Genomic DNA, 18,222 nt, shown 5'->3' with positions numbered 1-18,222 from the left:
AGGAGGCAATACCAATGAGTAAGATAGAAACTAATAAAGAGCAGAAAAGAAACTCCCTTCTGGATTCTGCTTTCACTTTGTTTATTGAAAATGGGTTTAACAAGACCTCCATTGCAGATATCGTTAAAAAAGCAGGAGTGGCAAAGGGAACTTTCTATCTGTATTTTAAGGATAAGTATGATATCCGCAATCATTTAATCAGTCACAAGGCCAATCAGGTTTTTCAGACAGCCTATACAGAACTTAGAAAACATAAGGAAATTGAAGATTTTGAAGAACAGGTCTTGTTTATCATTGACAACATTTTGGACCAGTTTGCCCAGAACCACAATCTGGTGCTGCTGATTTCCAAACATTTGAGTTGGGGATTTTTCAAAGATTTTTTAAGTGTTGCGCCAAGCAAAGATACGCCCGCTATTTTCACCATTTATGAAACCATGCTGGCCCATGCTTCCCATACCTACCGCACACCGGATTTGATGATGTATATGATATTAGAATTGGTCAGCGGCACCAGCTACAATACCATTCTTTATGAACAGCCGGTGCCTTTAGACCAGATAAAGAAGCCTCTTTATGAGGTTATCAGAGGAATTTTCAGTCAATACAGAGAATAATCTTTTGGGGAACTGCCGCAAAGAACCGTTCCCCGTTTTCTACCTGCACACTTCCACCCAGGCTATCTCCATGCCTGCCTTCACGTCCTGCAGCGCCGCCTGATAGTCTCCCGGTTCCAGATAGATGTTCTCCAGCTTTATCAGATTCCACTCGTTTCCGGTTCCATTGGTCTGTACGGTAGCTACAGGCTTTCCGTTCAGCAGCAGATTACAGGACGACTGGGCCTGCTGAGAAAGTCCGGAACGCAGCTTCACAAAAAACTTATACCGTCCGGTGTGCTCTATAGACAGCCGCATAGTTTCCTCTTTTTCGGGAATCAGCTTCACTGGCACAAAAGCAAAGCTTCCGGCTTCCTTTTCCAGTTCTTCCGGTGTCTTTAAAGGCCTTTTTGCCACCGGGCTCTCCAAAATAAAGCGACAGATATTCATAGCGCATCTCTGCAGTTCTCCTACACTCAGGTTTCCGCTTTCCAGCGCTTCCAAGGTATTATCTTCATAGATATTTTCCTGGGAACCGCCGTTTCCAACAACCATGTACAGGTCATTCTGTGCCCGAACCATAGCGGCCGTATTCTTCATATCCCCTTTTCCCCCTTCTACAGGGTCGTTCATCTTGGCCCACCAGTCTGTCATGACAATGCCTTCATATCCCCACTCTCCCCGCAGAACAGTGGTACACAAATCATAATTAGAAGCAGTCCAGTGTCCGTTTAAAGGATTGTAAGACGTCATCAGAGAGCGTGCCTTCCCTTCTTTTACTGCCATTTCAAAGCCTTTCAGATAAATTTCCCTTAAAGCCCTCTGGGACACTACAGAGTCTGCCGTGGTTCTGCCTTTTTCCTGATTGTTGCAGGCAAAATGCTTAATGGTAGCAGCTGCTCCGGTTTTCCCGATACCTCTTACCGCTGCCGCCGCACATGTTCCGGTCAGATAAGGGTCTTCTGAAAAATATTCAAAATTTCTTCCGTTTAAAGGGCTTCTGTGTATATTCATGCCCGGTCCTAAAAGGGTATCAATCTGATTTCTTAACAGTTCTTTTCCTTCCCATTCGTATAATTCTTCCATCATCTCAGGATTCCAACTGGCCGCCAGCATGGTTCCGATGGGCATTTGTGTGGCCTGAAGACCGCTGTCCATACGGATTCCGGAAGGTCCGTCTGCAGTGCAGGCTGCTGGAATTCCATAGCGGTAAAGGCTTGGGGCTGTTCCGCCAAAAGCAGAGGCTGTTCCCGGTGTCACCATAGGATTGCACATGCCTTCTCCTCTTACAATTCTCGCCAGTTGTTCTTTGGTAAACTGTGCTACAAATGCCTCTAAGGATGTTTTCTCTTCCTGCACCATAGAAAAAGTAATCCCTCTGTCTCCGGTAATCTCCATTTCTTCCGGCAGATTTTCTGCAATCCGCGCCTTTAAAGAAACGCTCTGTAAAGGCACATCTTCCTCTGTCTTTTCATATATCCCCTGTTCGGACAATCTGCCCGGACGAAGTCTCTGAAAAGCTTCTGCAGGCGCCAGCACCTCCTGTAAGCTCTGCACAACCACACAGGAAGGAATCTTCAGACCCTTTCCCTCTGCAAAAAGCACCTGTCCGGCATTTCGCACGTCGGTTCCCACATAAAAACCATACGTCCCCTCCTCCAGCACATACGCATTTTTGTATCCTGTCACGCCACTGTCATCGTAAGAAGCCAGCTGACATGCCTTGATGGTAAAGGTCAGCTTCTGGCTTTCTCCCGGCGCCAAAAGTCCGGTCTTTTGAAAAGCTGCCAGCTGACGTACCGGCTGTCCCAGTTTTCCCTGAGGGGCTTCATAATAGACCTGCACAACCTCTTTGCCGCTGTATACGGCGCCTGTGTTGGTCACACAAGCCTCTATTACAGCAACTGCTTCCTTTCCCTCTCCCTGCACTTTGGCTCTTGTCACCTGAGTCTGAAATTCTGTGTAAGACAAACCGAAACCAAAGGGAAACTGCACTTTTTCCGGTGCAAAAGTTTCAAAATAACGGTAACCCACATAAATATCTTCCGCATAATAGTTTCTCTCTTCGTCTCCGAAGTTTTCTGTGCTGGGATAGTCTGCGATATCATAGGCAATGGTATCCGGCAGCTTGCCGCTTGGAGTCACTGCCCCTGTCAGCACATCTGCACTGGCATTTCCGGCTTCAATACCGCCCTGCCAGGTGTAAAGCACACTGCAGACATGCGCTTTGTTCTGTATGGTTTCCAGCCAGCTCATATCTATAATGTTGGAAACATTCAGCACCACGGCTGTCTTTTCAAAGCACCCTGCCACAGTTTCAATGAGTTGTCTCTCTTCTTTTGTTAAAAGATAACTGCCTTCCACGGGAGCATTGTCCTGGTCTTCTCCTGCGGTTCTTCCGATTACCACAATGGCTTTATTGGAAGTTTCTCCCGCTTTTCTTGCCATCTCTTCCGACACCGGCATCTCTTTCTGGTACCAGGGTTCCCCTGCCCAGACACCGCCTCCGTCATCAAAAGGATTTTCTTTTACCCAGTTTTCATAAATCTGCACCAGTTCTTCGTTTAAGGAAATCTCCTTATAACGGCGCAGACCCTCCACCAGATTGGTGGTATAGGCTGTATGTACCGCACCGCCTGAACCGGTTCCGCTTTTATAATAATTTATCTGACATCTGCCAAAGATGGCCACATGGTCCTCTTTTGTCAGCGGAAACATCTGTTTCTCATTTTTCAGAAGGACCATTCCTTCTGCTGCCGTCTCTCTTACCTTATCGCCGAAGCCCTCTAAGGGCACGCCCATTTTTGTACACTCCATTTTTTCCTTTCCTTTCTGTTTCCCTGTGGAATTTTCTGGCTTTATTATAGACGTTTCCCGGATTTGATGCTATAATTTTCATGCTCAAAAATAATAAAATTTTGTCATAGAAGGACTTTGCCATGGAATACATGAAAGAAAAAAAGCCCTGCATAGACGGTATTCCCTTACAGTATGTATGCCACTTGCAGGATATGAAAGGAACGGGGATGGTCTACCCTGCCCACTATCATGAATATATTGAAATTTTATTCGGTCGGGAAGAAACCTTTGAGATTTACCTGGGGAACTCCTATCACCGGTTCGGCCCCGGAGATATGGTTCTGATTCCCGCCAATGCAGTACATCTCATTAACAGCCTGTCGGAAAACGGAGGAACTTACTATGTCATACGGTTTCTCCCCCAACTGGTCTATAACGGACTTTCTCAGAACGGTTCCGAAATCCTTTATCTTCTGCCTTTTCTCACAGACAGTCAGATACAGGAAAAAGTCATTCCCCATAACGTTCTTGCACAGACGGAAATTCCCGAGCTCATAGATGCCTTGTTTCAGGAAGACGCGCAAAAGCCTTACGGCTATCCTCTGGCCATCCGAAACCATATCAGCAGCATTTTTCTCTGGGTATTGCGCTACTGGCACCAGAAAGGCACCGCACAGCCTGTTGAAGCGCCTTTTCAGGCCGAACTGGCCGCACAGCTTACCCCGGCTCTTTCCTACGTCCAGGAACACTGCGATATGCCGCTGAAAGCCTCTGAGGCAGCCCGGCTGTGCGGCATGAGTTCCAGCTATTTTTCCCGCTGCTTCAATCACCTTCTGCACATGAGTTTCAGCGATTACGTCACCCGTATCCGGCTCACAGAAGCAGAAAAACTGCTGGTTTCCTCTACACTCCCGGTAACAGAAATTGCTGCCTCCTACGGCTTTGGCTCTACCAGCTACTTCATCCGCCTGTTCCGGCAGCACAAAAAACGCTCTCCCCTGCAGTTTCGGAAAGAATTTATGAAAAAAGAAACAGCATCCGGCTAAGGAATTTTCTCTGGTTCCTTAACCGAATGCCTGCACCTGTGATCTTTTACTATTTTATTGCTGTCACTTGAAAGCCGGCTCCTTCCACCGCTCTTCGCAGTTCTGTATCTGCCACTGTCCGGTCATAAGCCACAGCAGCCTGCTTCTTTTTCAGATTTACTCTTGCAGAAACCCCATCCATGGCATTCAGCGCTTTTTCCACACTCTGTCTGCAATGGTCACAGGTCATGCCTTCTATAGAGATTGTCTTTTTCCCAACAATGGGATTGGAAAGTTTCTTTTCTGTTTCCTTTATCAGACCCTTGCTCCCGCCACAGCAGGAACACTCTCCCCGGAAATGTTTCACTGTACTTTTTACTGCCAGAATCAAAACAGCAAGAACTAAAACTAAAATAATTCCATTTATCATATGCTTCCTGCCTTTCTTTTAAATCTGCTTTTTCGAATTGTAAGGTTCTGCATGACTGCAGCCATGACAACTGCTGCAGCAGCCGCTGCACCCTGCCTTTGGATTTTTACGGTTTTTTATCTGCCGGTAAATCACATAACCGCAATACAGGCCAATGCCGCCTGCCAATACAATATCTGCGAACATATTCTTTCACTCCTCTCTATACAAATACAGCCTGAAGCAAACACTTTGGAAAGTGCCTGTTCAGGCTGTTGTTTCTATTTTTTACCTTGCTGCCTGCACAGAGCTCTTTGCATAGGTTTTTTTATGTTTATATGGGTCTGGCCGGAATAACATAAACAGCATGACTGCCGCTACCAGAATCCCTGCCGCAGAGCCTGCGGTAAATCCTCCTCCTGTCACCAGAAGACCAATCTGATAAATACTCAGGCACACCATGTAAGCAAACACATTCTGGAATAAAATTGCAAACCAGAACCATTTTCTGGACTGCATCTGCTGCGCCATCGTCGCAATGGCTGCCAGACAGGGAGAATCCAGAAGGTTAAACAGCAGGAAAGAAAATGCTGCCAATGCGCTTGGAAACCAGGACTGGATAGCTGCCCCTACGGTGATAGGGTCTTCAGACATACTGCTGCTGACATTTGCCAGGACACCCATGGTAGAAACAATGGCTTCCTTTGCGGTGAATCCGGAAAGTGAAGCAGACACTGGCTGCCATTCTCCAAATCCAAGAGGTGCAAAAATCGGTGCAATAACTCCGCCGACAGCGGCCAGAAGACTGTTGTTGCTGTCCTCTACCATACCGAAACCGCCATTGGTAAATCCAAATCCGCCCAGGAACCACATAACTACACAAGCCAGGAACAGAATCGTACCTGCTTTAATCATAAATCCTTTCAGTCTCTCCCATACATGAAGCAGTACAGTCTTTGCAGAAGGAATGTGATACTGAGGAAGTTCCATAACAAATGGCGCCGGTTCGCCGGAAAACGGTTTTGTTTTTTTCAGCATAATGGCAGATACCAGAACAGCCACAATCCCCAAAAGATACATAAACGGCGCCATCAGACCGCCCGCTTCATAGCTGCCTGTTGTATAGCTTACCATAACACCGCCCATAAGTGCAATAACCGGAAGTTTGGCACCGCAGGGAATAAAGGTTGCTGTCATAATGGTCAAACGTCTGTCATTGTCATTTTCAATGGTCTTAGACGCCATAATTCCCGGAATACCGCATCCTGAAGAAATCAGAAGCGGAATAAAACTCTTTCCGGAAAGTCCGAAATGGCGGAAAATACGGTCCATAACAAAAGCGATACGAACCATGTAACCACAGTCTTCCAAAACAGAAAGAAACAGGAATAAAATTGCCATCTGAGGAACGAATCCCAGCACAGCTCCCACGCCGCCGATAATACCATCAGAAACCAGACTGATAATCAAATCATTGGCGCCTGCCGAAGCCAGAAATCCGGAAACCGCGTCCTGAATGGACACTACAAAGGTGTCATTGGTCCAGTCGGTTGCCATGCTGCCGGCTGTCGTTACGGAAACATAATACACCAGCCCCATGACCAAAAGGAAAATCGGAAGACCTAAAATACGGTTGGTGACAATTTTGTCGATTTTATCGGACATAGTCAGCTTATTTGCCGTCTTCTTTACTGCATCTGCAACAACTTTCTGGATAAAAGAGTAACGCTCATCTGTGACAATACTTTCCATATCATCATCTTCTTTTTTCTCCAGACGTTCTGCCTCTGCCTCAATCTGTTCTCGCACCTTGGCATCTAAAGACAGTTCTTCCAAAACCTTGCTGTCTCTTTCCAGAAGCTTCACAGCATACCATCTCAGTTTGCTTTCTTCGGCAACATCCTGCAGCCAGCCCTCAGCCTGTGCAATGGCGCTTTCCATATCCTTACCGAAGATTTTCTTCGGCAGCTCCTGTTTTCCCTGCTTTGCACAGTGAACCGCTTCTTTCACCGCCTCTTCCAGTCCGGTGCCTTTTAGGGCAGAAGTTTTCACCACCGGGCAGCCTAAGAGAGTCCCGAGACGCTTTACGTCAATCTTAATCTCATTTTTTTCCATTAAATCTGCCATGTTCAGCGCAATCACCACAGGCACTCCTGTTTCTATCAGCTGTGTGGTCAGATACAGGTTTCGTTCGATATTGGTTGCATCTACCAGATTTAAAATTACATCCGGATTTTCTTTCAGAAGATAATCACGGCTCACAACCTCTTCCAATGTATAAGGAGAAAGGGAGTAAACACCCGGCAGGTCCGTCACGATGATTTCTTCCCCGTTTCCTTTCTTTCCTTTGATTTTTCCCTCTTTCTTTTCCACTGTAACCCCCGGCCAGTTTCCAACGTACTGGTTTGCCCCGGTCAATGCGTTAAACATGGTCGTCTTTCCACAGTTGGGGTTTCCGGCAAGCGCAATCTTAATTGCCATTTTTCATTCCTCCTGGTTAGTTAGATTTAACTTTAGTCCAAAAAAATTTATCGAAGCTGTATGCACTGGGCATCCTGCTTTCTCAGCGAAAGTTCATATCCCCGAACGGTAATCTCTACCGGGTCACCAAGAGGGGCTACCTTGCGGATAAAAATTTCACAGCCTTTTGTGATTCCCATATCCATAATGCGGCGTTTATAAGCACCGTCACCCTCAATTTTGGAAACCACCACTGTGGTACCTACTTTTGCATCTTTCAGTGTCATTTCACTTCTCCTCCCTGTCTTTGATAAAATATTTCATAACAAACGTTGTTCATCCCTATACCATAATACGTTTTGCCATATCCTCGTTAATTGCTACTCTGGAATCCTTGATATTGACAATCATGTTTCCATTCAGCTTGGAAATGACGCTGATTTGAGCCTGTTCTACAAATCCCAGATTCGCCAGAAACCTTTTCGTTTCCGCAGCACCGCCTATTCGTCTGATTGTTGCCTGCTCTCCGTTTTGTAAAAAAATCAATGGCTGCATAGAATCCCTCCGTTCATCAAATATTTAGTGCCTTCTAACTTTTCTTAGTTTTCACTAACTTCATTGATTAGAATACGCTAACTTTTTCAAAATGTCAATAGTAAATTTTATAAAATTTACTTGTTCAACAGCAACCAAAGCACCAACTCCTCCCAGCGCGAGCATTGCTGCCGTTGAACTCTTTAAACCACAAAAAGCGGCTGGGGCCTATGAAAACGAACCATACGTTTCATAATTAGACGACTGATAAAATCTCATGTTTCTTCCCATTTCGATAAAATAAGTTTTACGAGATTGTCCACTATATAAAAGACAATATGTCCTCTGACTGTATTTTTGATTTTTATCTTGGGTAGAATTATCCATTTCCCCGGTTATGCCACTGCACATAAGCATGGAAAATCATCTTATACTGTTTTCCTATCTGCCAGTTCCTGAACCTCTTCCAAAGGCAAATCCGTTATCTCTGCAATTTCCTCTATCGAATAACCCTTTTTCAGCATCTTCAGCGCAGTACTCACGGCCTTGTTATAAGTAGCTTCAACCGTAGCTTTTTCGGTAGCTTCATTTCTCATCTCTTCTAAAAGTTTGCACATCTGGCTTCGACCTCCTTCTGTCTCTTTTAAGTATCTGACTTCTTCTGCAAGTAATGGATTTACAATATCCTTTGCCTCTTTGTAATTGAAATCATGCATCATCCAGCTCCGTAATCTTTCTTTCCACATGATACAGCGGAATCCCCATACCAAATTTATCATTTTCCGTAATGAAGATTACATAGGTATCAACCAAATCTTCAAAATCCTCTCCTTTACTGAGAAGTGTGCGGTCTATCATACTGCTGTGAAACCTGGCCCTTTTCACCCCTGAGCCCCTGTCGGAACGCTGGATTTCTATATCCATAATCTTCCCATCCAGAGCCTCTGAAAAAAAGTCATCATCCATCAGGCGAAGTTCTGTTATCCTTTGTAAGTCTTTTTCATTCATTACATTCCGTTTCGTTTTCTGCACATTAACACCTCGCTTATTTTAAATTAAAAGCTTATCATCAATCATCATCGTAATTGATATCGTGTCATCTCATGTACTTTAAAACCTTGTAGCCATACAACCGCATCGTAAGACATTTACATCTCCCCCTGTTCTATATTTTCATTATAAAGAACCGTACCTCAAGAATCAAGTTACTTCCAAATTTTCTCCTTTTATGCAACGAGAGCCACACCTGCACAAGCGGGAGTTTGACAGTTGCTTACTTTGTTGCCGTTTTTCTTCTCCAACTGTCAAAGATGGGATAATACAACATTTCTATGTATTTTTCATCTGTTTTTTACAAAATAATTAATTTTTTTCATTTATTACGTTATACCCCTCTTTTACAACGAAAAAAAGAGAAGCTATACAACCATTCATGTTGTGTTCACTTCTCTTTTATCTGAAATCTGACTAAATTTCAATATTATTCAGTTCTTCATCATTCTCTGTCACTTCATGCTTATACCCCACGGTTCCCGCCACCACATATTCGCGGAACTTAGGCTCATAGTAAAATTCCTTCACCAGAGAGAAATTTACAATCTTCCCAGTGCTTTCCACATGCATCAGCGGTCCGGTACAGGGGATGATTTCGTCCCCGATTTTGATATGTTCCTCATCATAAGGTACGATAGGCAAATCCTGGCGAATCAAATCCAGAATTCTTCCCTCGATTTGTTCCAAATCAAAAGCAGGCTTGTCTGCATAATTAATCATAAATCCATGCTTAATACCGGAACGGGTCGAACGGGGACGCTCAATATCCCTGACGCAGTACCCAAACAAATCCTCCGCGCTGTGGGCCATTTTCCGGTAAACCAGAGACTTAAAAACAATGTCCGCAATGTTTCCCGGCAAAGGTCCAAAAAGAGACGGTCTTGTGACAATCACTTCTTCCCCGATTCCAATGAGCAAGTCCGCATTTCTTTTTAGCACCGGATACAGGATTTCAAAATGCTCTACAATCACCCGTTTCTGCTGGCTGGTCACATGATGGACCGCCTCGGCAATCCGCTCCAGAGACACATATTTCATAGCTGCACGCACATCCACATGAAAGGTTCTGGGTGTGTAAAAACCTACATCTTCTGAATTCAGAAGCGGCATGTCCAGAATATCGTATTCGTCATCTGATTCTACTGTCTGAATCCCGGGAAACATGCCTTTAATGAGCATACTCTTTCCCGAATCCTTGGCGCCGATAATGCCGATAATCCGGTCAAATGGATTCAAATACATCTGGGTAATCTTCATGCCCAACTCCATAACCCTGCGGTTTCCCCTCGGCGCAAAAAAGAAATTATAAAGGTTACATTCATGTCTTACATTGTTATAAATCATAGAAATACCCTCATTCCATTCCCAATTAATAGTTATCTCTATTTTACCACAAATCAGACAAGAAAGCGTCTATTATTTCCAGTTTTTATTTCAGGAATCCGCTGATAATCTGTTCTTCCGCCTCTTCTTCTGTCAGTCCCAGTGTCATCAGTTTCACAATTTGTTCCCCTGCAATTTTGCCGATGGCAGCCTCATGAATCAACGCCGCGTCTGAATTGTTTGCTGTGATTTCCGGAATAGAACTGATTTTTGCATTGCCCACAATAATCGCATCGCACTCCGTATGTCCGCTGCACTTTGCATTTCCGTTTAACACGGACTGGAAAAGCTGATGGGATTCATCCTTTGCCACGGAACGGGAAATAATGTTGGCTCCGGAATCTTCCCCGTTTAAATCCACGATAAAACGGCTTTCCGCTTTCTGCGTTCCATGCGTCATCAGTCTTTCCATGACTTTCATGCTGGCATGTGCTCCCAGTTTTGCTGTTGTCTTGCGAATCGTGGAATCCACACCTTTTATCTGGGCAGTATCCATTTCCATATAACTGTTTTCTCCGATTTCCACAATGGTCTCCGGATTCATAATACGCTGTCCTTTGCCGTCTCCGCTGCCATAATGCTTCTCCACATATTTCACCTTGGAATTTTTCCCGATAAAAAAGCTGTGGATACCGTCATGCTGGCTGGAATCATCGGTTCCGCAGTGGATACCGCAGCCTGCAATAATGGTAACATCACAGTCATCTCCAATATAAAAATCATTGTACACTGTTTCTTTTAAACCTGCCTGGCTTAAAACCACGGGAATGTGAAGACTCTCGTTTTTTGTTCCCGGCTTGATTTTAATGACAATACCGTCTCCGCTCTCTCTGGGGATAATTTCAATATGCTCCGTGCTGTTTCTGGCTTCCGTCTTGCCGTTGGTCCGGATATTATATGCACCTACAGGGATTTCATGCAGCCCTGACACTGCCTCTAAAAGTTCTTTTTGTATGGTATCCATTAGTTCTGCACTCCCTTCTGCCAGATACTGCAGCCCGTATCTGTCTCTGCTGCGCTTAATAATGCCGGAAGCACTTCATCCTTGCTTCCTCTGCGTACCAGTTTCCCGTCTGCAATGACCAGAATTTCATCTGCTGTATTTAAAATTCTCTCTTGGTGAGAAATAATCAGAATGGAGCCGCTTTGCTGTTTATGCATATTTTCAAACACATGAATCAGGTTCTGAAAACTCCACAAATCAATACCAGCCTCCGGTTCATCAAAAACAGACAGCCTGGTTCCTCTTGCCATCACCGTAGCAATTTCAATACGCTTCATCTCACCGCCGGAAAGACTGCTGTTTACTTCCCGGTTAATGTAATCTTTGGCACACAGCCCCACTTCGGAAAGATACTGACAGGCGCCGGACAGGGAAATGTCCTTTCCTGCCGCCAGATTAATTAAATCAAAGACCGTTACTCCCTTAAAACGCACCGGCTGCTGGAAAGCATAACTGATACCGTGCCTGGCCCTTTCGGTAATACTCCAGTCTGTAATATCCTCCCCGTCAAAGAAAATGCGTCCCTCTGTGGGCTTTTCAATTCCTGCGATAATTTTTGCCAGCGTGGATTTTCCTCCGCCGTTTGGTCCTGTAATGGCAACAAATTTATTGTCCTCCAGGGTGAAACTTACATGCTCCAGAATTCCCTTTTCTTCCTCTTTGGAATCCTCCGGAACACGAAAGGACACGTCCTTTAATTCAAGCATGGTTTTTCCCTCCGTTCTATGTCATGAAATTGTTCTTTGGCTCAGCCAAATATTAACAATTTTCGTCCGTTTTCTATTATATAAGGCTGTTTTCTTATTGTAAAGGGATTTTCATAATTTTGTCCTTCCGGAGACGGTAACAGGTTCCCCTGGCCGTTGCTTTGTGGTATAATGAATATTATTTTACAAAACACAGACAAATGGAGAACACACCTATGGATATGAAAAATTTAAATCTCACCGTAGAAGAATTGAAAATCCTCGCAGAAAACGGACAGCGGGATTTTATTTACGGTGTGGGCTATTATTATGAAAACGGTATTCGTACTTCTGTGGACTATGCTCAGGCAGCACAGTGGTATGAAAAAGCAGCAAAAAAAGACCATATAGAGGCCGCTATGCATCTGGCGCTTCTCTATGCCCAGGGCAGGGGTGTGGAAAAAGATGACAAAAAAGCCCTTTTCTACATGAACCAGGCTGCAAAGAGCGGAAACATGAATGCCCAGTACAACATGGGACGCTGTTACGAAGAGGGGATTGGCACAAAACCCGATATTTCCAAGGCCTTTGACTGGTATAAAAAAGCTGCCGCCCAGGGAGATTTCCGGGCTATGTGCTGCATGGGCGCACAGTTTCTCTCAGGAGAAACCATTCCCTATGAACCAGCAAAAGCCTTTCAGCTTTTTGAAAAAGCCGCAAACGGCAATATTCCGGCAGCCCAGTATAACCTTTCTGTCCTCTACCGCTATGGTGAAGGGGTAGAAAAAGACGTTGAAAAAGCGGATTTCTGGCGCATGAAAGCTGCACAGAACGGTTTCCGCCTGGCTATTGATGAGCTGGAACACCCGGAAAAAGAAAATTCTTAAAAGCACAACTCCCCGCAAAGACAGCATTTCCGTCTTGCGGGGAGTTTTTCTATTCCTTCAATCCTGCATGTTTTAAAATTTCCCGGATTTTGCCGGTCTCTTCCTCTGTAGCCGGCAAAAGGGGCTGGGCGCACACCGGTTCCATCTGAATACCGCGCACTGCCATGGCCTTTTTAATGGTAGGAATAAACTGCGGTGCCACATCATAAATAGCCATCAGGCTGTCAATTTTCTGCTGACACTGTGCCATTTTCTCCAAATCATCATTTCTGGCTGCATTGGCATAAGCGGAAGCTACTTCCGGAGCAAAATTAGACAGACCAGCCACACAACCGTCTCCTCCGGAAAGTACGTTGTGTCCGAAAAACTCGTCAAATCCAGAATACACCATAAAATTGGGAAACTCTTTTTTCACCTTCTGAATAATAGCTCTGGTATGCCCCATAGTGGCCACCGTATCTTTAATGCCCACAATATTTTCATGTTCAGACACCAGCCGGTATATCAGTTCCGGGGAAAGGTCGTGCCCTGTACGGTCCGGAAAATTGTACAAAAGTACAGATCCCTTCACCTGCTCTGCCAATGTATCATAGAAATGCAGAATCGCACTGTCCGGCAGATTGAAATAGTAGGGAGAAATCACCATCACGCCGTCAGCTCCCTGCTCTATGGCATAATTAGACAATTCCACACAGGTCTCAAATTCCATATGACAGGTTCCCACATAAAGTGTGACTCTATGACGAATGTGTTTTACAGCCTCCCGAATCATGATTTTCTTTTCTTCCAGGGAAAGTGCAAAAAACTCTCCGATACTGCCAAACAGCAAGATACCGTCCATACCGCCGTCTATGAGAAAATCATAAATCCTTTTATTTGCTTCGATATCTATATGCCCCTTTTGGTCCAGGGCTGTCACTACCGGTGTAATCCATTTTGCCTTCATAATGTTCCTCCCTACTCTTCGTATCCTGCCCCCTCCATGGCGGAAAGTGCATGTCTGGTATAACGTCCAAACAGCCCTTTCCGTTTAGGACGGGGGATAATACCTGCCTGGCTTCGTTCCTTCAAAACTTTCTGAATCTCTTCCTCGGGTAATTCCTGTCCCTGGATTCCCACAACGTTCAGATAACGTTTTTCCACACTGTACTTCAAAATGTCACCCGTTTCAATAAAAGCCAGCGGGCCTCCTGCTGCTGCTTCCGGAGATACATGTCCAATAGCCGCTCCTCTGGTAGCACCGGAAAAACGCCCGTCTGTAATCAAGGCCACGGAACCATTGAGCCGTTCATCGCAGACAATGGCCTCTGTTGTCATCAACATTTCCGGCATTCCGCTTCCTCTTGGGCCTTCATAACGGATAACCAGCATATCTCCGGGATTTACCCTGCCCTCTACCACGGCCTGATAAGCTTCCTCCTCGCTGTTATACACTTTTGCCGGTCCTTTGCGTTCCCGCATTTCCTGCGTGCAGGCAGAATATTTGATAACTGCCCCGTCTGGCGCCAGATTTCCCCGTAAAACAGCCACAGAACCTTTTTCTTCTGCTTTTTCCACCGGGAAAATAACTTGCTCTCTGTGCAAACCATAATTGTGCAGATAACCGATATTGCGTTCAAAAAAGCCCTCCTTTTGAATCTCTTCCAGATTTTCTCCCAGCGTTTTTCCGGTTACGGTCATCACATCCAAATGCAGCATATCTCTCAGTTCCAGTTCCACCATAGGAATGCCTCCTGCAAACCAGAAGGCTTCGGTTAAATGCTCTCCACTTGGAGTAATATTTCCCAAATGAGGAACCCTATGGTTGATTTCATCGAAAAGCTCCGGTTCCAGATAAATTCCCAATTCTCTTGCAATAGCAGGCAAGTGCAGAGTGGCATTGGTAGAACCCCCAATGGCGCTGTGTACCACAATGGCGTTCTCCAGTGCTTCTTTTGTGAGAATATCACTGACTTTTATATCTTTTTCTACTAATTCCATAATCTGGCGTCCTGCTTTTCTGGCACAGGCCAGAATATCCCGCATGGTAGCCGGCATAAGCGCTGAACCGGGAAGCGCCAGTCCCAATGCCTCAGCCATACACTGCATAGTACTGGCTGTTCCCAGAAACGTGCAGGCTCCGCAGGAAGGACATCCTGTTTTCTTATAATCCCGGATTTCCTCTGGCGTAATGGCATCTTTTCTCTTTTGACGCAGGGAAATATCCCCTGCCACTAAGGAAGTTGTCATATCAGGTCCGGGGCGCATACTGCCGCCAGGTACAAAAATAGCAGGAATATCCAGACGGGCAGCCGCCTTTAACTGGGCAGGAATGGACTTGTCACAGGAGGCAGACAAAATCATTCCGTCCCAGGGATACACACTGCCATGCACCTCTATCATATCACAGATAGCTTCCCTGGAAGCCAGAATATAATTCATACCGTCATGTCCCTGGGCACAGCCGTCACAGATATCCGTGGTGTGGTACTGAGCGGGAAATCCACCTTTTTCAAAGACTCCGTATTTGGCCTGTTCCATAAGCCCTGCCAGATGAACACTGCCGGGATGACTGTCTCCAAAGACATCCTCCAACAATATCTGAGGTTTTTGAATATCCTCTTCGTCCCAGCCGGAGCCCATCTGCAAGGCATCAAACTGCGCCCATAAAAGCCGCTGGGGTGCACTTTTCTGTTTTTTATTCATACTTATCCGCTCCTTTATACAGGTATCCATGTATCTTACTTCACCAGATATCCGCCATCCACCGGAATCACAGCACCGCTTACATAGTCGCTGGCATGAGAGGCCAGGAAAATAGCTGTCCCCTTCATATCCTCTCCGGTTCCCCAGCGATGTGCCGGGATTCTCTCTGAAATAGAAGCAAATCTGGGATTTTCAGGGTCTAACAGAGCTTTGTTCATCTCGGTTGCCATATAGCCAGGGGCAATGGCATTGACATTCACCCCTCTGGCCAGCCAGTCATTGGTCAGCTCTTTGGTCAGCTGCGCCACGCCGCCTTTTGCTGCTGCATAGGCCGGAATGGTCTGCCCTCCAAAAAACGAATTCATAGAAGCAATGGTGATAATCTTGCCATATCCCTTTTTCAACATAAGTTTCCCTGCTTCCTGACACAGAATAAAAACGGAAGTCAGATTCACACCAATCACCTCATCCCACTCTTCCATGGGAAACTCTTCTGCGCTGTGTCTTCTCTGTATGCCGTGAGCCGTCAGCAAAATATCCAAATCACCGCCCAGCTTTTCGACACATTCCCGGAATACCCGATAAACATCTTCCCGCTCTCCCAGGTTTCCTTTTACGCCGTGGCAGGAAAAACCTCTTTTTTGGAAGTCTTCTGCCACCTCATACACTTTATCTGAAGTTCCTACAATAGCCACCTCACAGCCGGCTTCCAGAAAGCCCTCTGCCATACCATAGCCAAGCCCTCTGGTTCCTCCTGTGACAATGGCTTTTTTCCCTGTAATATCGAACAGATTCATTATTTCATGTACCCGCCTTTCATAGGAGAAACTGCATGTTCTGAGAATATTTTCAATACGCCTTTGTCATATTTTAATGGCTTCGGTGTCCAGTTGTTCTTACGTTCTTTTAAAATTTCCTGGATTTCTTCTTCTGTCTTTTTTTCTCCTGCAATTCCCACAATACGGAGTACACGGTTTGGAATATTCACCTCAATCAAATCGCCCTCTTCTACCAGAGCAATCGGGCCGCCCTGGGCTGCTTCCGGAGAAATATGTCCAATGGCCGGGCCCTTGGATGCGCCGGAAAATCTTCCGTCTGTCAAAAGTGCAATCGAAGCTCCCAATTCTCCGTCAGAAGCAATCGCTTCTGTGGTATAGAACATTTCCGGCATTCCGCTTCCTTTCGGTCCCTCATAGCGGATAATCACAGCGTCCCCCGGTTTAATTTCATGGGTCAGTACCGCATGAATAGCGTCTTCTTCGCAATCAAAGGGACGGGCCTTTAAGGTCGCCTCAAACATTTCTTTTGGAACAACTGTGTGTTTCACCACTGCTCCGTCAGGACACAGGTTTCCGTAAAGAACGGCAATGCTTCCGTCTGTACCGAAAGGCTTATCAAAGGGACGAATGACGTCTTCTCTCTTTAATCCTACTTTTGCCAGATAGGCATCGCATTTGTCATAGAATCCATTCTTCTTTAAATCTTCCAGATTTTCACCCAGTGTTTTTCCGGTAACGGTCATCACATCCAGATGCAGCATATCTTTAATTTCTTCCATAATTGTCGGCACACCGCCTGCATAGTAGAAATACTGTGCTGGCCACTCTCCTGCCGGACGGATATTCAGAAGGTAATGAGCTCCTCTGTGGAGTCTGTCAAAGGTATCTCCGTCAATTTCAATACCAAATTCCCTGGCAATGGCCGGCAGATGAAGAAGAGAGTTGGTGGAACCGGAAATGGCTGCGTGCACCATAATTGCATTTTCAAAAGATTTCATCGTAACAATTTTATCCGGTGTCAGATTGTGCTCTGCCAGCCATACTGCCTGTTTTCCGGCTTCTTTTGCCACTTTTCTTAAATCCGGGCTGGTAGCAGGCATCAGGGCGCTGCCCGGCAGCATTAATCCCAGGGCTTCTGCCATAATCTGCATGGTAGAGGCTGTTCCCATAAAGGAGCAGGCGCCGCAGGATGGGCAGGCGTGCTGCTTATAGTAAGTCAGCTTCTCTTCTGTGATTTCTCCACGTTCACACATTGCGCTGTATTTTCCAATCTGTTCCAGTGTCAGCAGGTCCGGACCCGCATCCATAACGCCGCCTGTCACTACAATAGAGGGAATATTCACTCTTCCCACACCCATTAAGTGTGCCGGCATACCCTTATCACAGCTTGCCACAAACACAGCACCGTCAAAAGGCGTCGCATTGGCATGAATCTCAATCATATTGGCAATCATATCTCTGGAAGCCAGAGAGTAATTAATACCATCATGTCCCTGAGCTTCTCCGTCACAGATATCTGTTGTAAAGTATCTGGCCCCATGGCCGCCTGCCTCTGCGATTCCTTCTCTGGCCTCTTCCACCAGTTCCAGAAGATGTCCGCTGCCCGGATGGCTGTCTCCGAAGGTACTTTCAATCATAATCTGAGGTTTTGACAAATCTTCTACCTTCCAGCCTGTTCCCAGACGAAGAGGGTCTAATTCCGGTGCAATTTTTCTTAATTCCTGACTTCTTAATTCCATAATCATTCTCCTTTTCCATAAGTATTTGGAAGTTTTTTATAAGGTTTCTCTCTTTTGTTTTAAGACATCATACGTCATATCTATTTGTATTTTAGCACTATTTTCTCCTTGCGTCAAGAGAATGCCTTCCTTGAGTTTCCGCAGTTTTATCCACAGAACCTATAATCATCCTTGCTGATTATTA

The 18,222-nt window shown here is 45.5% G+C and carries 18 protein-coding genes; 3 read left to right on the top strand and 15 right to left on the bottom strand.

Annotated elements, in window-relative coordinates; all coding sequences use genetic code 11:
• The first annotated feature begins 14 nt into the window (after positions 1–14).
• The gene (locus G5A70_RS12775; RefSeq protein WP_173749978.1) at positions 15–617 is read left to right on the top strand and encodes a TetR/AcrR family transcriptional regulator; all 603 of its coding nucleotides are present in this window, start codon (positions 15–17) and stop codon (positions 615–617) included.
• A 39-nt stretch (positions 618–656) separates the two neighbouring features.
• On the opposite strand, the gene G5A70_RS12770 is transcribed toward G5A70_RS12775, so the two are convergent.
• Positions 657–3,413: a glycoside hydrolase family 3 protein gene (locus tag G5A70_RS12770; RefSeq protein ID WP_173749977.1), complete on the bottom strand. Its 2,757-nt coding sequence runs from the start codon at positions 3,411–3,413 to the stop codon at positions 657–659.
• 122 nt (positions 3,414–3,535) lie between these two features.
• Here G5A70_RS12770 and G5A70_RS12765 point away from each other — a divergent pair, with 122 nt between their 5' ends.
• Complete coding sequence (locus tag G5A70_RS12765; RefSeq protein ID WP_173749976.1) at positions 3,536–4,441, top strand: helix-turn-helix domain-containing protein; 906 nt, start codon at positions 3,536–3,538, stop codon at positions 4,439–4,441.
• A 49-nt stretch (positions 4,442–4,490) separates the two neighbouring features.
• Here G5A70_RS12765 and G5A70_RS12760 read toward each other — a convergent pair whose 3' ends face one another.
• The 10 genes from G5A70_RS12760 to G5A70_RS12720 all read right to left on the bottom strand — a co-directional run bounded on the left by G5A70_RS12760 (position 4,491) and on the right by G5A70_RS12720 (position 11,969).
• Entirely contained in the window at positions 4,491–4,850 is a 360-nt protein-coding gene (locus G5A70_RS12760; protein ID WP_173749975.1) for a heavy-metal-associated domain-containing protein, read from the bottom strand.
• An 18-nt stretch (positions 4,851–4,868) separates the two neighbouring features.
• A complete protein-coding gene (locus tag G5A70_RS12755; RefSeq protein WP_173749974.1) occupies positions 4,869–5,036 on the bottom strand; it encodes a FeoB-associated Cys-rich membrane protein in 168 nt (55 codons plus the stop codon).
• Positions 5,037–5,117: 81 nt separating this feature from the next.
• Positions 5,118–7,310 (bottom strand): ferrous iron transport protein B, encoded by a 2,193-nt coding sequence (feoB, locus tag G5A70_RS12750; protein ID WP_173749973.1) that lies wholly within the window; start codon positions 7,308–7,310, stop codon positions 5,118–5,120.
• Between the two features lie 47 nt (positions 7,311–7,357).
• The gene (locus G5A70_RS12745; protein WP_173749972.1) at positions 7,358–7,576 is read right to left on the bottom strand and encodes a FeoA family protein; all 219 of its coding nucleotides are present in this window, start codon (positions 7,574–7,576) and stop codon (positions 7,358–7,360) included.
• Positions 7,577–7,631: 55 nt separating this feature from the next.
• A complete protein-coding gene (locus G5A70_RS12740) occupies positions 7,632–7,844 on the bottom strand; it encodes a FeoA family protein (protein WP_173749971.1) in 213 nt (70 codons plus the stop codon).
• A 407-nt stretch (positions 7,845–8,251) separates the two neighbouring features.
• On the bottom strand, positions 8,252–8,539 hold the full coding sequence (locus G5A70_RS15765) for a hypothetical protein (protein ID WP_226853712.1): 288 nt from the start codon (positions 8,537–8,539) through the stop codon (positions 8,252–8,254).
• Positions 8,532–8,855, bottom strand: a complete 324-nt coding sequence (locus G5A70_RS15760) for an Rpn family recombination-promoting nuclease/putative transposase (RefSeq protein ID WP_226853710.1) — start codon at positions 8,853–8,855, stop codon at positions 8,532–8,534. The genes G5A70_RS15765 and G5A70_RS15760 overlap by 8 nt, the downstream gene beginning before the upstream one ends.
• Positions 8,856–9,290: 435 nt before the next feature.
• Positions 9,291–10,220, bottom strand: a complete 930-nt coding sequence (locus tag G5A70_RS12730) for an alanine-tRNA synthetase second additional domain-containing protein (protein WP_173749970.1) — start codon at positions 10,218–10,220, stop codon at positions 9,291–9,293.
• 85 nt (positions 10,221–10,305) lie between these two features.
• The gene (locus G5A70_RS12725; RefSeq protein WP_173749969.1) at positions 10,306–11,223 is read right to left on the bottom strand and encodes a SufB/SufD family protein; all 918 of its coding nucleotides are present in this window, start codon (positions 11,221–11,223) and stop codon (positions 10,306–10,308) included.
• Positions 11,223–11,969, bottom strand: a complete 747-nt coding sequence (locus tag G5A70_RS12720) for an ABC transporter ATP-binding protein (RefSeq protein ID WP_173749968.1) — start codon at positions 11,967–11,969, stop codon at positions 11,223–11,225. The genes G5A70_RS12725 and G5A70_RS12720 overlap by 1 nt, the downstream gene beginning before the upstream one ends.
• Positions 11,970–12,184: 215 nt before the next feature.
• Between G5A70_RS12720 and G5A70_RS12715 the strand changes: the two genes are divergently transcribed.
• A complete protein-coding gene (locus G5A70_RS12715) occupies positions 12,185–12,835 on the top strand; it encodes a tetratricopeptide repeat protein (protein WP_173749967.1) in 651 nt (216 codons plus the stop codon).
• Positions 12,836–12,884: 49 nt separating this feature from the next.
• On the opposite strand, the gene G5A70_RS12710 is transcribed toward G5A70_RS12715, so the two are convergent.
• From G5A70_RS12710 to ilvD (G5A70_RS12695), 4 genes are read right to left on the bottom strand one after another with little or no spacing between them, the layout of a single operon-like run.
• Entirely contained in the window at positions 12,885–13,781 is an 897-nt protein-coding gene (locus tag G5A70_RS12710; RefSeq protein WP_173749966.1) for a dihydrodipicolinate synthase family protein, read from the bottom strand.
• An 11-nt stretch (positions 13,782–13,792) separates the two neighbouring features.
• Positions 13,793–15,520 carry a dihydroxy-acid dehydratase gene (ilvD, locus tag G5A70_RS12705; protein ID WP_173749965.1) on the bottom strand — a complete coding sequence of 576 codons (1,728 nt, stop codon included), beginning with the start codon at positions 15,518–15,520 and terminating at the stop codon, positions 13,793–13,795.
• Positions 15,521–15,555: 35 nt separating this feature from the next.
• On the bottom strand, positions 15,556–16,317 hold the full coding sequence (locus tag G5A70_RS12700) for an SDR family oxidoreductase (protein ID WP_173749964.1): 762 nt from the start codon (positions 16,315–16,317) through the stop codon (positions 15,556–15,558).
• On the bottom strand, positions 16,317–18,038 hold the full coding sequence (ilvD, locus tag G5A70_RS12695) for a dihydroxy-acid dehydratase (RefSeq protein WP_173749963.1): 1,722 nt from the start codon (positions 18,036–18,038) through the stop codon (positions 16,317–16,319). The genes G5A70_RS12700 and ilvD (G5A70_RS12695) overlap by 1 nt, the downstream gene beginning before the upstream one ends.
• Between the last annotated feature and the right edge of the window lie 184 nt (positions 18,039–18,222).

This window comes from Blautia hansenii (assembly GCF_013304445.1).
In the GTDB taxonomy this organism is placed as follows: Bacteria; Bacillota; Clostridia; order Lachnospirales; family Lachnospiraceae; genus Blautia.
The sequence above is the reverse complement of the archived record's forward strand: the minus strand, read 5'-3'. Positions and strand labels throughout refer to the sequence as shown.

Bases quoted from the DNA above. Each gene is read 5' to 3' on its own strand.
- G5A70_RS12725 (WP_173749969.1), bottom strand. From the start codon at position 11,223: ATGGATACCATACAAAAAGAACTTTTAGAGGCAGTGTCAGGGCTGCAT.
- G5A70_RS15765 (WP_226853712.1), bottom strand. From the start codon at position 8,539: ATGCATGATTTCAATTACAAAGAGGCAAAGGATATTGTAAATCCATTA.
- G5A70_RS12775 (WP_173749978.1), top strand. From the start codon at position 15: ATGAGTAAGATAGAAACTAATAAAGAGCAGAAAAGAAACTCCCTTCTG.
- G5A70_RS12730 (WP_173749970.1), bottom strand. From the start codon at position 10,220: ATGATTTATAACAATGTAAGACATGAATGTAACCTTTATAATTTCTTT.
- G5A70_RS12710 (WP_173749966.1), bottom strand. From the start codon at position 13,781: ATGAAGGCAAAATGGATTACACCGGTAGTGACAGCCCTGGACCAAAAG.
- G5A70_RS12745 (WP_173749972.1), bottom strand. From the start codon at position 7,576: ATGACACTGAAAGATGCAAAAGTAGGTACCACAGTGGTGGTTTCCAAA.
- ilvD (WP_173749963.1), bottom strand. From the start codon at position 18,038: ATGGAATTAAGAAGTCAGGAATTAAGAAAAATTGCACCGGAATTAGAC.
- G5A70_RS12715 (WP_173749967.1), top strand. From the start codon at position 12,185: ATGGATATGAAAAATTTAAATCTCACCGTAGAAGAATTGAAAATCCTC.
- G5A70_RS12770 (WP_173749977.1), bottom strand. From the start codon at position 3,413: ATGGAGTGTACAAAAATGGGCGTGCCCTTAGAGGGCTTCGGCGATAAG.
- feoB (WP_173749973.1), bottom strand. From the start codon at position 7,310: ATGGCAATTAAGATTGCGCTTGCCGGAAACCCCAACTGTGGAAAGACG.
- G5A70_RS12765 (WP_173749976.1), top strand. From the start codon at position 3,536: ATGGAATACATGAAAGAAAAAAAGCCCTGCATAGACGGTATTCCCTTA.
- G5A70_RS12740 (WP_173749971.1), bottom strand. From the start codon at position 7,844: ATGCAGCCATTGATTTTTTTACAAAACGGAGAGCAGGCAACAATCAGA.
- G5A70_RS12755 (WP_173749974.1), bottom strand. From the start codon at position 5,036: ATGTTCGCAGATATTGTATTGGCAGGCGGCATTGGCCTGTATTGCGGT.
- G5A70_RS12760 (WP_173749975.1), bottom strand. From the start codon at position 4,850: ATGATAAATGGAATTATTTTAGTTTTAGTTCTTGCTGTTTTGATTCTG.
- G5A70_RS12720 (WP_173749968.1), bottom strand. From the start codon at position 11,969: ATGCTTGAATTAAAGGACGTGTCCTTTCGTGTTCCGGAGGATTCCAAA.
- ilvD (WP_173749965.1), bottom strand. From the start codon at position 15,520: ATGAATAAAAAACAGAAAAGTGCACCCCAGCGGCTTTTATGGGCGCAG.
- G5A70_RS12700 (WP_173749964.1), bottom strand. From the start codon at position 16,317: ATGAATCTGTTCGATATTACAGGGAAAAAAGCCATTGTCACAGGAGGA.